A 13,228-nucleotide genomic window follows, 5' to 3' on the forward strand; every position below is an offset into this window, starting at 1 on the left:
CCGCATTCAACGAACGAAATTTGGCCTCCTTTTTCTCAAAGTTTTTAGTCTCTTTCAAACAAATCTCTTGTGTATACTTTGTCTTCTACGTCATGCAGTACATCTTCCATACGATTTGCTACAATAACATCAGAGATCTTTTTAAACGTCTCAAAGTCATCAATAACTTCAGAGTTATAGAAGGATTTCTCTTTTAAAGAAGGCTCGTATACTACTACGTTGATTCCATGGGCTTTGATCCGCTTCATAATTCCTTGAATGGAAGAATAGCGGAAATTATCAGAATGAGCTTTCATAGTCAATCGATAGATGCCCACAACTTTCGGTTGTCGATCAAGGATCTGCTCCGCGATGAAATCTTTGCGGGTCGTATTTGCTTCGACGATCGCTTGAATGATATTATTCGGAACCTTATCATAGTTAGCTAGGAGCTGCTTGGTATCTTTGGGCAGACAGTAGCCACCGTATCCAAAAGACGGATTGTTGTAGTGGGAGCCGATTCTAGGATCCAGCCCGACGCCTTCAATGATTTGTCGTGAATCAAGTCCCCTCACTTCCGCATAGGTATCTAATTCGTTGAAATATGCCACGCGCAGCGCCAGATACGTGTTAGAAAACAGTTTTATTGCTTCAGCTTCAGTCGGATTTGTTAAAAGCACGGGAATTTCATTTTCCCATGCATTTCGCTTGAACATCTCGGCGATCTCTTTCGCTCGCTCACTGCATTCTCCAACAACAATTCTCGAAGGATGCAAATTGTCGTATAAAGCTTTTCCCTCACGCAAAAATTCAGGTGAAAATAAAATGTTCTCTGTGTTAAAACGTGCTTTAAGATCTAATGTATACCCTACAGGAACTGTTGATTTAATAATAAACACAGCATCTGGACGCAACTCCAGCGCTTTTTCAATCACCGATTCTACAGTCGACGTATCAAAATAGTTTTTATGCTCATCGTAATCTGTAGGCGTCGCAATAATTAATACATCCCCAAAGTCAACAGCTTCATCAAAAGCTTTGGTGAAATGAACGGACAAGTCTGTCCGCTCCAAAAATTGGTGAATTTCTTTGTCTTCAAGAGGTGAGATTTTCTTTTGCAATTGATCGATTTTTTCATCCACAATATCATAAGCAAGTACTTCTTCTTTTTGCGCCAATAACAAAGCGTTTGCTAATCCTACATAACCTAAACCAAAAACGGAAACTTTCATCATGATCCCTCTTTTTCTAGTTTTCTTCTTTCTCTAAAGATGCAGTCATATCAGCCAATGCTTCTTCCCAAGTAGGAATAACAAAACCGGTATTCTTTGCTTTTGTAAGATCCAACACCGAGTATTGTGGTCGTTTTGCTTTTTGCGGATATTCTGCTGAAGTGACAGGTGCAACCTCAACATCCGTTTCTTTCAGAATTTCTTTGGCAAATTCGTACCATGAACAGCTATTGTCATTTGATAGATGGTAGATCCCATAGTCTGCATTGTTTTCGATAATATAAACCATAAATTCAGCTAATGTTCGGGTCCATGTTGGACGGCCATATTGATCATCAACGACGGTTAAGCGCGGGTGCGTTTGCGCTAAACGTTTCATTGTATATACAAAATTATGTCCATATTTACCAAAAACCCATGAAGTTCGGATAATGAAGTATTCATCTAAAAGATCTTTCACTGCTTGTTCACCCAACAATTTTGTACGACCGTATTCATTTTGAGGATTCGGCTTATCTGTTTCTTTGTAGACCCCCTCTTTTTTCGTTCCATCGAACACATAATCAGTACTGATGTAAACAAACTTTGCTCCTACCGCTTTCGCCGCTTTCGCCACGTTTTCCGTCCCGTTGACATTGATTTTCTCATCAAGTTCCTTGCCTTCATCTTCCGCCTTATCTACTGCTGTGTATGCAGCACAATGATAAATAACGGTCGGTTTTAATTCTTGAATAAACGCAAGAGTTGCTTGTTCGTCCGTAATATCCATTTCCTGGGCATCCGTTGAGACATATTTTAATCCTTTTTCATCTAATAGATGTCGCAGCTCCGTGCCCAGCTGCCCATTTCCGCCTGTCAGTAAAATCATATTTCTCATCCCTTCAAAAAAAGCAGGTTTCCCTGCTTTTATTTATTGTCCATTCGCAGCATAATTTTTCTCTACCGCTTCTTTTTCTGTCTTCCACCATTCTTCGTTGTTGCGATACCACTCAATCGTATCGGCTAAGCCATCTCGGAAATTGGTGAATTCCGGTTGCCAGCCCAATTCTTCTTTCAATTTTGTCGAATCAATTGCATAGCGTAAATCATGACCTGGTCGATCATTTACGTGCTCATACGCGTCTTTGGGCTGATCCATTAGTTCTAAAATCAGTTCAATTACTGCTTTATTATCCTCTTCACCATCGGCACCGATGAGATACGTTTCACCCATTTGTCCCTTTGTTAAAATCGTCCACACAGCTGATGAATGATCATTTGTATGAATCCAGTCACGGACATTTTTCCCGTCACCGTACAATTTCGGCTTGATGCCGCTCAAAATATTGGTAATTTGTCGAGGAATAAATTTCTCAATGTGTTGATAAGGTCCATAATTATTAGAACAATTGGAGATCGTCGCTTGGAGACCGAATGAGCGTACCCAAGCTTTTACCAAAAGATCGGAACCAGCTTTTGTTGAAGAGTAAGGACTTGATGGGTTATACGGCGTTTTGTCCGTGAATTTTTCTCCCGCTCCTTCGCCATGTCCCGGAAGATCTTCTCTCAAAGGAAGATCGCCATATACTTCATCGGTTGAAACATGATGGTATCTTACATTATACTTTCGGCATGCTTCTATCAGCGTATACGTTCCAATAATGTTGGTTTGAACAAACGGAAAAGGATCTTTCAACGAGTTGTCATTATGAGATTCTGCAGCATAATGAACGACAGCGTCTGTATCCTGAACCAATCTATCTACCAGCTCCTGATCAGCAATGTCGCCGACAACTAATTCGAAGCGATTCTTTGGAAGACCATTAAGATTGTTCTTATTTCCCGCATAGGTCAGCTTATCTAAAACTGTTACAAAAACATCAGGATGATTATTGATCACATAATGAACAAAGTTAGAGCCGATAAATCCTGCTCCACCGGTTACAATAATTTTTTTCATCACTTTCACTCCTTATACTTCACCATAGACAAATGTATTTTCTATTTCAAATTCTTTCAGTGTTGGATGTTTTTTATCTTTTTCTGATAGAATCGCTTTTTTCACATCTATAGGCCAAGTAATTGCCAAATCGGGATCATCAAATGCAATGCCGCCATCAGCTTCAGCATTATAATAGTTGTCACACTTATACAAGAAGTTCACATTTGGGGTCAGTGTCATAAACCCGTGAGCAAATCCGCGAGGTACTAATAACTGACGATGGTTGTGTTCGGTTAACAAGTACCCTTCCCACTCTCCATAGGTCGGGCTGCCTTTACGAATATCTACGATAACATCAAGTACCGCACCAGTCACCACACGAATCAATTTTGTCTGTGCTGCTTCACCTTTTTGAAAATGCAGGCCTCTTAACACACCTGCTTCAGCAGATAATGAGTGGTTATCTTGAACAAAATCAAAGTCAATTCCTTGTGCTGAAAATTTTTCTTTTGAATAGCTTTCAGTAAAAAAACCTCGATGATCGCCGTAAACGTCCATCTCTATTAATTTTACATCTGTCAATTTTGTTTCTATAACTTTCATCAAAGCGTCTCCTCTTTATTCAGCAGCTAGTCGTAATAAATATTGACCATACTGATTTTTTTTCAATGGCTCAGCTAAAGCAACCAACTGCTCTCTTGTGATATAGCCCATTCGGAATGATATTTCTTCCAAACACGCAACTTTCAAGTTTTGCCGTTTTTCAATCGTTTCAATAAAAGTAGATGCCTCAAGCAATGTTTCATGTGTTCCTGTATCAAGCCAAGCGAAACCTCTTCCCATGACTTCAACAGAAAGTTTATTTTTTTCTAGATAAACTTTATTGATATCGGTAATTTCTAATTCTCCACGCGCAGACGGTTTGATATTCTTGGCTATTTCGACTACTTCGTTATCATAGAAATACAGACCTGTTACAGCATAATTTGATTTCGGCTTCTCAGGTTTTTCTTCAATAGACAAGGCGTGCATATCGTCATCAAACTCCACTACACCAAATCGTTCAGGATCATTTACATGATAGCCAAAAACAGTTGCACCTGATTCTTTTGCAGCAGCTCGTTGAAGCATTTTCGATAGACCGCCGCCATAATAAATATTGTCTCCTAAGACTAAACAAACACTATCAGTGCCGATAAACTTTTCCCCAATAATGAATGCTTGAGCGAGGCCGTCAGGACTTGGCTGTACTGCATAGTCAATTTGCAGTCCTAAGTCTTTGCCATCGCCGAATAACTCTTGAAAGCGAGGAGTATCTTGAGGAGTGGAAATAATTAAAATTTCTTTGATCCCCGCCAACATCAATGTAGACATTGGGTAAAAAATCATTGGTTTGTCATAAATAGGCATCAATTGTTTAGAAGTTGCTTTTGTTAATGGATAAAGGCGTGTTCCTGAACCGCCTGCTAAAATAATCCCTTTCATTCATTACGCTCCTTAAATAATTTACTTGTATTTCTCACCACAGCATTATCTCATTTCTAGAAAGCTTTGTCATTCAATTCAAAGTTTTGAAATGAAAATGTAACTTTTATTTATCAAATACTTTTCTCATGAACAGGCTTCTTATTAAACCCCAGCGCCACACGAATTGCTGGCCAAATGAAGCGGATGTTTTGATTTCACTGGCATTTTTTTCATGTCTTCGATACAACGTTAACTGCTTATCAATAAGTTCGATACGGTTGCCTGCCATTGCACCGATCCACATATCATGCATTGGAATTGCTTGCGGAAACGGAAGAATAGCTGGCTTCAACTCTCTTCGAAAAGCCATGCCTGCTCCGATGTATTTATTTTTAAGCACATTTCGTAAAAATCCGACTTTTACATTCCGATAGGCAAAATAGGAGGGTTCAATCACTTCAAGCTGCTCATCGACAATTCTCAAATCAGAAATGACTACCTGTGTCTCTTTTTTTTCATCAAATTTTGCTTTTGTATCAGCAACTTTATCGGGAAGCCACACATCGTCTTGGTCGGCCAAAAAAATCAGATCGCCTGAAGCCTGCTTAATTGCGTGTTCAAAATTCTTGATAATGCCTTTTTGCGGTCCTTCCAAAAGTTTGATTCGGGGATCTGCGCGATAAGAATCGAGGATATTTCTTGTCTTGTCAGTAGAGAAGTCATCCGAAATAATCAGCTCATCATCAGGTGCAAGTTGAATTAGAATGCTGTCCAGCTGTTCTTGAAGATACTTTTCTCCGTTATAAGTGGCTACACATACTGATATCATAAATGATCCTTCCTAAATGACAAGTATTCTTTCCATGTTCTTCGACTGAATCGGCACATTTTGGGTGAAAGTGCTTGTTTTATTGTTCGAAAAAAAAGCTGTTTTTCATGTTCCTTTTTCTTTTCTTTATCGAAATCCCTATAGAATTTCGATTCACTGGTAAGAATCTGCTCATATCTTTCCCTAGTCATCGTTTTATAATGCATGACTGAAAGATCATGATTCAACTTTTGGTTTGCGATCAAAAACCGAAAGCCTTCTTGATGTAAGCGAAGAAAAAGCCAATGATCTAAAAAATCCAGCGGAAAAGCATCATTGAATCCGCCGATTTTTTTTATAGCCGCGAGAGTGACTGCGGTGCCGGAATTGATTGCCATAATCCGCTGTTTTTGCTCACCGATAGCAGGATATGCCAGATTTCGATTGATGTAACGATCAGCTAAGACCGGTGATACCTGTGTTGTGCCACTGTAAATCAGCGGCACAACAGCACCTATTTCAGTTCCGATCGTCTCAGTCATAAGAAAGTTTAGGTAGGCTTTTGTCAGCTCCGTATCTTGATCCAAGAGAAGCAGCAAATCAAAATCGCCGCTAGACGCAGACTTAAACCCTTTATTGTATGCTTTGGAGAGGCCGGGATTGGCTGGATCATGGAAATAGGTCACTAATGGATGCTGAAAAAAAGGCTCATCATGACTTTGTGGACTGTTATCATAAACCAGCAATTGGATTTGCTGGTTCTTCACCGCTTTTTCCAAAAGCGGTGAAGCCGACGCTTCTTGCCAGCTTCTTTCATACATTACGATCGTCACAAATAAACGGTTCATCAAAACAGCCTCCAACCCCATTTATTAAAAAATTTCATCATCGAATGCATAAACACCAAAAAGAGTTTTGCACTTCTATGAGCTCCTTTACCGTATAAGTGCACGACTTTTTCAAAGGGCGTATACAAAATGCGGTACCCCGCTTTTTCATATCTCAAACACAAATCATTGTCTTCAAAATACATAAAGAACTGTTCGTCAAAGCCGCCGATTTCTTTAAAGCGAGCGATTTCTACCAACATAAAACAACCAGAGCCCATTCGGATATAACTGGTTTGATCTTGTGGAAGGTCACGGCACTCATAAGCAGACAGTCTTTTTTTAAATACTTTTTTTACCCAATGAAACGGAATAAATCGCAAGAAATAATCGAATACAGCTAATCGTTTTCTTACTAAATACTGAATAGAGCCATCTTCGTTCAAAACCTGAGGAACTACGACAGCTGCTTCATTCTCTTGAATTCTTTTTAATAATCCTTCAATTGATTCTTTCGTGACAAGAATATCAGGATTGCAAATAAATCCGTATTCTTGCGTTGCATTCATTAATAATTGATTGTGTCCATGACCAAATCCAAGATTTTCATTGGCTGAGATGACAGTGACAAATGGATAATCTTGCATTTTAGCAATGTATTCTGCTTTCGAATTATTATCAAATATTTTCACTTCAAAGCGTGGATCCTCTCCTATCTCTTTCTCCAGATGATCCAATGTTTTGAATATATCACGACTATTATGTGTCACAATACTGATGATTATTTTATTCGTTTTTCTATTATCCATAGTGTATTGTCCTTAATGTTATAAAATGAGAGATACTAGTCAATTTGTTATTATATCACATCCCCGCGCGTAAAAAAAGCACACTCGAGCAAGCAAAGCGATTTCTTCTATTCAGTCCCAGCCGCCCGTTGGATTGCTGCTTGCTTCTTTTCTGAAGTAATCCCTCATCATCAAGAGCAGATAAAAACACCAGCCCCGCTAGAGACTTTCTAGCAAGGGATGGTGTGATGAGTGAATCGTTTACGCTTTCGCACAAAATCTTTTTAAATTAAGGATAAATCCGATTCAACAACCGTGGAAACGGAATGGATTCTCTTACGTGCTCGATTCCTGATAACCAGGTAACGGTCCGTTCTAATCCAAGACCAAAGCCGGTGTGAGGAACTGAGCCGTACTTGCGTAGGTCTAAATACCATGAGTATTCGTTTTCGTCCAAGCCGTGGGCGCGGATTTGCTCTAGCAGGTATTCATGATCAATGGCACGTTCAGAACCTCCAATGATCTCGCCATAGCCTTCTGGTGCGATCATATCGGCACAGATCACGACATCTTCTCTCGTTGGATGTGGCTTCATATAGAAAGGTTTGATGGCTTTTGGATAGTTTAAGATAAAGACGGGCTGATCGAATGAATTGGCAATAAAGGTCTCATGTGGTGAGCCAAAGTCATCGCCCCATTGAATATCATCGAAGCCGTTCTTTTGTAATAATGCCACTGCATCATCGTAAGAGATTCGTGGGAATGGTAATTTGGTGTATTTTTTCAAGACTTCACGGTCACGACCTAAGACATCTAGTGCATAGTCACAGTTATCGAGCACATTTTGCACTAAGAATGCCACGTACTGCTCTTGGACTTCCAAGCTTTCTTCCTGGTGCATAAAGGCCATTTCTGGTTCAATCATCCAAAATTCAATCAAGTGACGACGTGTCTTTGATTTTTCGGCACGGAAAGTTGGACCAAAAGAAAAGACTTTGCCAAACGCCATAGCGGCAGCTTCCATGTACAATTGACCAGACTGAGACAAATATGCTTTTTGATCGAAATAGTTGGTTTCGAATAAATCAGTCGTTCCTTCTGGTGCTGATCCGGTTAGGATTGGTGGATCGATTTTGATGAAGCCATTTTTGTTGAAGAATTCATACGTTGCCCGGATGATTTCGTTTCGGATTTGCATGATGGCGTGTTGTTTTGAGGAACGCAACCATAAATGACGATGGTCCATCAAGAAATCTGTTCCGTGTTCTTTTGGTGTGATTGGGTAATCATGGCTTTCCCCAACAACTTCTAAACCAGAAATACCAATTTCATAGCCAAATTTTGAGCGGCTGTCTTCTCTGATTTCCCCAGTGACCAGTACGGCAGTTTCCTGATTTAAATTTTTTGCTAATTGGAAAACTTCCTCACCTACTTCACTTTTTACAACGATCCCTTGAAAATACGCTGTTCCGTCGCGAAGTTGTAAGAAGGCGATCTTGCCGCTGGAACGTTTGTTAGCAACCCATGCTCCGATTTGAACGGTTTCGCCAACGTGTTTTTTTGCATCTAAAATTTGAATAGATTCCACTTGATTCTCTCCTATCTAATTAATAAAGGCACCATAGAGCATTTTAAGCTTTTTGGCGTTTCTTTTCAACAAAATCATGGATTCGTTTGGTAGCTTCCGCTAACGTGTCCCAATCAGTTGCATAGCTGATGCGTAAATAATCTGGTGTACCAAAACCAGCACCAGTCACTACTGCTACGTGGGCTTCCATCAGCAAGGCCTCCACGAAGGCATCAATGGTTTGATAGCCGCACATCGTCATGGCTTCTTTGACATTTGGAAACAAGTAAAACGCGCCTTGGGGTTTCGTCACCTGAAAACCAGGAATAGCGGCAATTAGCGGATATAGTTTGTTCAAGCGCTCTTCGAAGGCCTGACGCATCACTTCGATCGATTCTTGATTCCCAGTCAGTGCCTCAACTGCTGCGTATTGGCTAGCAGCCGGCGGGTTGCTAGTAGCTTGGGAAGCGATATCGATCATCGCTTTGATGATTTTTGCATCGCCGACAGCAAATCCGATCCGCCACCCAGTCATAGAATAGGTTTTAGAAACGCCATTGATCACGATGGTTTGTTTGCGTATCTCTTCTGATAAGCTTGCGATCGATGTAAAGGTATTGCCGTTATAAACCAAACGACCATAGATATCATCGGCAATGATCCAAATATTATTTTCCACTGCCCAGTTGCCGATTGCCGTTAACTCTTCTTTTGAGTAAATCGCCCCTGTAGGGTTGGCAGGCGAGTTTAAAATGATGGCTTTCGTTTTCTCTGTACGAGCAGCTTCTAATTGAGCCACAGAAACTTTAAAATCGGCTTCTTGCTTGGCTTCAACAAACACAGGTGTCCCTTGCGCTAAACGGACTTGTTCCGCATAGCTGACCCAATAAGGCACTGGAATGAGTACTTCATCCTCTTCATCAAGGAGCGCTTGAAACAGCGTATAAAGGGCAAATTTTGCGCCATCTGTCACGATCACTTGGTTTGAATCATAGTCAGCACCATAAAACTCTTTCATATAAGCAAGAATCGCCTGTTTTAATTCAGGAATCCCCGCAGTTGCTGTGTAAAAACTGGCCTTGCCGCTCTCAATCGCTGCGATCGCTGCTTGGCGAATGTTTTTCGGGGTAATAAAGTCGGGTTCACCGACAGTTAGACTTAATACGTCTACACCTTGGTCCGCTAACGCTTTTGCCTTAGCAGATGCCGCTAACGTTGCGGAGGGTTCCAATTTTTCTGCTCTTTTTGAAAGTACCATGTTTATCATCCTTTCTACGATCCAAAATTCATTCTATCATAAGCGTCTTCCTATAGTTCAGTGATCGCTTTGATTTCTTCGCCATCTTTGAAACCAATCAAATAATAGTTCAAACGACCATCGCCATCTTTCGTCATGACTTCCCAAGTTGGCTCGCCTTCAAAAATACCCAATGCGGCCTTTTGGATTTCCTGACCTTGATGATTGTCGCGAACAAATGCCTTAGCTTGTGCTTCCGTCAGCCCATCCGCTTGATTAAAAACAGAAACCTTCTCACCGCTTTTTGGGATGATCACAACGATCTCATTGTTATTCGTATCCTTTCCAACAATGCTAAAGGAGGTTTCCTCACGGGTAAACCAATAAAATTGTTCGACCTCTGCTAAATCGGTGTATCTTTCTGCTATTTCGATTGCTTCGTTTCTTGCTTGTCGCATTGGACGAGAAGAACGGAGATAGAAAATAGAAGCGAAGAGAATAACGACCAGTAAGACTGTGATCGCACTCAGCAAAATAACCACACGCCGATGTTCTTTGTCTTTTGTTTTCACACTTCGTACTCCAATCTTAAATAAAATTCATTATATCAGATGTTCAACTCATTTTTCAAAATCGGCTGCTGCTTTTTCCTCTTGCGCAAAAAAATGTTGGATGTCTTCGGCGATCTCGGTTGAACTTGCTTCAATCAGAGGTAAGTTTTTGGGTAAGCCTTTGACCATTCGTTTGCCATATTTTGTCGATAGCAAGCGTCGATCAAGGACGACCATCACGCCGGTATCCTCCTCGGAACGGATCAAACGCCCCAATGCTTGGCGCAGCCGTAAAATCGCTTTAGGTAAGGCATCTTCTTTAAAAGAATCAATGCCTTCTGCTTCCAAAAAGGCGTGCCGTGCTTGGACCATGGGTTGTTTAGGGTTCTCAAAAGGCAATCGGGTCACCACAGCGATCTTCAGTGCCTGTCCTGGTAAATCGACCCCTTCCCAAAAACTGCTAGTCCCTAATAAGATACCATTTTCCGCTAATAAAAATTTCTTTAAGATTTTCTCACGGGTTCCGCCAGTCCCTTGAGCAACGATTTCTCTGCCATAATGCAGGGCTTTTTTATTCAATCGATCATAGACATTTTTCAAAGTCTCGTGTGCCGTAAACAACACAAGCGCTGGTTGCGGATTGTCAAACAAAATCGGGACCAACGCTTCGACTAAATAATCCGCGTATTCGGCAGCTGATGCTTGTTGGATCGAGAGACCTTTTTTGATTACATACAGTCGCGTTTGCTTGCTGTAATCATAAAAGGCAGGAATCGTTTTGACTGGCACATCCGTCAAGCCGATCTGATGGGCAAAATATTCTTTGTTGCCTGGGATCTTCAATGTCCCCCCTAGATAAATGATGTGCTGATAGCGTTGGTACCATGTGCTCTCCACAATCGAATGTCCTTCTAGATCAGCTAACTCAATCACAGCATTTCCTGACTGGGGATGCTTTTTCAGCCAATGAACGTAACGAGGATGCCACCAAGTCAACCACGCGGTCACTGTTTGTTCCTGTGCGTCCATTTGACTAAAGAAATCAAACAAACGGGCAATCACGATCCGTTGTCTTGCATACCACCGATCATTGGTCAACTCGAATCGCTGACGTAACTGTTGTTGGATCTCATTGATTTCTTGATAGTAAAGGCTCCATTTCTGATGCAGCTTGTCTTGTTCTAACGTGCCATCATAGAGGTCGTCATGGTGCACGACTTGCAGCTCTGGCGCATCGATCGACAAACTGCGAAAATACTGTTCTTGTGTTTCGACCAAAACCGACAATGCATTTCGATACAACGAGAACATGCGTTGCAAAAAATCGTCCTCGGTAATGATCTGGGCAATTTCTTCAAATAGTCCTTCTTCATTCAGCTGTAAAAACTGCCGCTTGAAATGAGCAGAGTCAAAGACATGTTGACTAAAGCCTTCTGCTTGCTGCGGCAACTGTTGGGCTTCATCGATCAACAAATAATCACTCGTTGGCAACAGTGGCTGCGCCCGTCGGTTTTCCTGCATTAAAAAGGCATGATTGACGATCAAAACATTGCTTTGCGACATCCGCCGATATAAATGTCGAACAAAATCTTGTTCATAGAAGGGTTGATCTTTGGCTAAAAAGTCGACCCCGCGATGGCGAATGTCGGTAAATAAAGGATGATCAAGACGAACTAAATTCAATTCATCAAAGTCACCTGTTTCTGTTTTGGTCAGCCAGACTAAGATCCCCATCTGATATTGGGCGTATTGCTTTTGTTCTACCGGTTGATCCAGCGTCGCTTTAAAGCGCTGCAAATCAATGTAATGACGATGGCTTTTGACCAAGACCGCTTGCAAAGGCTGCTGCAGTACTTGGTTCACCAATGGAATGTCTTTGCTAATGATCTGATTTTGTAAAAGAATCGATGAGGTGCTAACGATCAATGGATTTTCTGGCGTCGCTAAATAAGCGGCTGGAAACAAGTAACCGATGGTTTTTCCCATCCCCGTTTCTGCTTCAATAATCAAATTTTTCTCTGGTTGGGTGTAATGGGTATACACCGCATTCATCAAACGTGCTTGTTGTTTCCGATAGATCAAGTGCTCGCCAAAGCGCTGTTCTTTTTCCGTTTTTACTTTCGGATACGTTTCTTGAAAATGCGTGGCTTCAAAAAGCGGAACAGTTTTTTTTCGCAGGACGACGCCGTCGATCACTTCGAAATCTTCCGCCAATTCTGGTCCTTTTTCTTTCAAAATTCCGTGAATATACTCACTCGTTTGCATCCCCATCTGACCGCTTAAAAGCGCAATCTGTTTAAGAGTCGTCCGTGGTAGCTGTCGCATGATTGCTTCAATGTATAAAAATAATGCTGCGGTCACTTCTGCATCACTATCGGCTTGATGCGGGTTGTCATGACGAAAGCCGATGCTGTCTGCCAGATCACCTAAGCGAAAGCTGCTTTCTGTCGGTAAAAACACTTGCGCCAATTCCACCGTATCGATCCCTGGAATCGATAAAGGCGGCAGACCGCAACGAACAAATTCATTGCTTAAAAAATGATAGTCAAAATAAATGTTATGCGCCACAAAAATCGTATTGCTGAGTAAGTTGTAGATCGTGTCAGCTATGTCTTCGAAATAAGGCGCTTTGCTTACTTGCTGATTTGTGATGTGTGTCAATCGTTGAATTTGCTTAGAAATTCTGCGGTCAGGGTTGATATCTGCGGCAAAACGATTAATGATCTTGCCATCTTGGACTAAGACGCAGCCAAATTGAATAATTCGATCAATCGTCGAATCGGTTCCTGTTGTTTCAAGATCCACCACAGCGTATATGGGTTTCATTGTATTCCTCCTTGCACACTGTCTG

12 protein-coding genes are annotated in these 13,228 nt (G+C 41.3%); all 12 read right to left on the reverse strand.

Annotated features, from left to right (window positions below):
• Nucleotides 1–44: 44 nt before the first annotated feature.
• Nucleotides 45–1,211, reverse strand: a complete 1,167-nt coding sequence (locus tag A5878_RS10955) for a nucleotide sugar dehydrogenase (protein ID WP_060792925.1) — start codon at nt 1,209–1,211, stop codon at nt 45–47.
• A 16-nt stretch (nt 1,212–1,227) separates the two neighbouring features.
• A complete protein-coding gene (gene rfbD / locus A5878_RS10960) occupies nt 1,228–2,079 on the reverse strand; it encodes a dTDP-4-dehydrorhamnose reductase (protein WP_060792924.1) in 852 nt (283 codons plus the stop codon).
• 42 nt (nt 2,080–2,121) lie between these two features.
• The gene (rfbB, locus tag A5878_RS10965) at nt 2,122–3,150 is read right to left on the reverse strand and encodes a dTDP-glucose 4,6-dehydratase (RefSeq protein WP_060792923.1); all 1,029 of its coding nucleotides are present in this window, start codon (nt 3,148–3,150) and stop codon (nt 2,122–2,124) included.
• A gap of 12 nt (nt 3,151–3,162) precedes the next feature.
• The gene (gene rfbC, locus A5878_RS10970) at nt 3,163–3,735 is read right to left on the reverse strand and encodes a dTDP-4-dehydrorhamnose 3,5-epimerase (RefSeq protein WP_060792922.1); all 573 of its coding nucleotides are present in this window, start codon (nt 3,733–3,735) and stop codon (nt 3,163–3,165) included.
• Nucleotides 3,736–3,750: 15 nt separating this feature from the next.
• Nucleotides 3,751–4,617, reverse strand: coding sequence for a glucose-1-phosphate thymidylyltransferase RfbA (rfbA, locus tag A5878_RS10975; protein ID WP_060792921.1), 867 nt, complete (start codon nt 4,615–4,617; stop codon nt 3,751–3,753).
• A gap of 106 nt (nt 4,618–4,723) precedes the next feature.
• A complete protein-coding gene (locus A5878_RS10980) occupies nt 4,724–5,428 on the reverse strand; it encodes a glycosyltransferase family 2 protein (RefSeq protein WP_086295564.1) in 705 nt (234 codons plus the stop codon).
• Nucleotides 5,425–6,255 (reverse strand): glycosyltransferase, encoded by an 831-nt coding sequence (locus A5878_RS10985; protein WP_060792919.1) that lies wholly within the window; start codon nt 6,253–6,255, stop codon nt 5,425–5,427. The genes A5878_RS10980 and A5878_RS10985 overlap by 4 nt, the downstream gene beginning before the upstream one ends.
• Entirely contained in the window at nt 6,255–7,043 is a 789-nt protein-coding gene (locus A5878_RS10990; protein WP_005229506.1) for a glycosyltransferase family 2 protein, read from the reverse strand. Before A5878_RS10990 ends, A5878_RS10985 begins: the two co-directional genes overlap by 1 nt.
• A gap of 268 nt (nt 7,044–7,311) precedes the next feature.
• Nucleotides 7,312–8,610, reverse strand: coding sequence for an asparagine--tRNA ligase (asnS, locus tag A5878_RS10995; protein ID WP_005229504.1), 1,299 nt, complete (start codon nt 8,608–8,610; stop codon nt 7,312–7,314).
• 43 nt (nt 8,611–8,653) lie between these two features.
• The gene (locus A5878_RS11000; protein WP_086295567.1) at nt 8,654–9,847 is read right to left on the reverse strand and encodes a pyridoxal phosphate-dependent aminotransferase; all 1,194 of its coding nucleotides are present in this window, start codon (nt 9,845–9,847) and stop codon (nt 8,654–8,656) included.
• Nucleotides 9,848–9,897: 50 nt separating this feature from the next.
• Nucleotides 9,898–10,398 carry a DUF5590 domain-containing protein gene (locus tag A5878_RS11005; RefSeq protein ID WP_010749344.1) on the reverse strand — a complete coding sequence of 167 codons (501 nt, stop codon included), beginning with the start codon at nt 10,396–10,398 and terminating at the stop codon, nt 9,898–9,900.
• Nucleotides 10,399–10,446: 48 nt separating this feature from the next.
• Nucleotides 10,447–13,203, reverse strand: coding sequence for a helicase C-terminal domain-containing protein (locus A5878_RS11010; protein WP_086295570.1), 2,757 nt, complete (start codon nt 13,201–13,203; stop codon nt 10,447–10,449).
• Nucleotides 13,204–13,228 lie beyond the last annotated feature (25 nt).

It is taken from the genome of Enterococcus sp. 3G6_DIV0642 (assembly GCF_002140635.1).
Taxonomy (GTDB): domain Bacteria; phylum Bacillota; class Bacilli; order Lactobacillales; family Enterococcaceae; genus Enterococcus_D; species Enterococcus_D casseliflavus.

Coding starts and splice junctions, on each gene's coding strand:
- A5878_RS10955 (WP_060792925.1), bottom strand. CDS start 1,211: ATGAAAGTTTCCGTTTTTGGTTTAGGTTATGTAGGATTAGCAAACGCT.
- rfbD (WP_060792924.1), bottom strand. CDS start 2,079: ATGATTTTACTGACAGGCGGAAATGGGCAGCTGGGCACGGAGCTGCGA.
- rfbB (WP_060792923.1), bottom strand. CDS start 3,150: ATGAAAAAAATTATTGTAACCGGTGGAGCAGGATTTATCGGCTCTAAC.
- rfbC (WP_060792922.1), bottom strand. CDS start 3,735: ATGAAAGTTATAGAAACAAAATTGACAGATGTAAAATTAATAGAGATG.
- rfbA (WP_060792921.1), bottom strand. CDS start 4,617: ATGAAAGGGATTATTTTAGCAGGCGGTTCAGGAACACGCCTTTATCCA.
- A5878_RS10980 (WP_086295564.1), bottom strand. CDS start 5,428: ATGATATCAGTATGTGTAGCCACTTATAACGGAGAAAAGTATCTTCAA.
- A5878_RS10985 (WP_060792919.1), bottom strand. CDS start 6,255: ATGAACCGTTTATTTGTGACGATCGTAATGTATGAAAGAAGCTGGCAA.
- A5878_RS10990 (WP_005229506.1), bottom strand. CDS start 7,043: ATGGATAATAGAAAAACGAATAAAATAATCATCAGTATTGTGACACAT.
- A5878_RS11000 (WP_086295567.1), bottom strand. CDS start 9,847: ATGGTACTTTCAAAAAGAGCAGAAAAATTGGAACCCTCCGCAACGTTA.
- A5878_RS11010 (WP_086295570.1), bottom strand. CDS start 13,203: ATGAAACCCATATACGCTGTGGTGGATCTTGAAACAACAGGAACCGAT.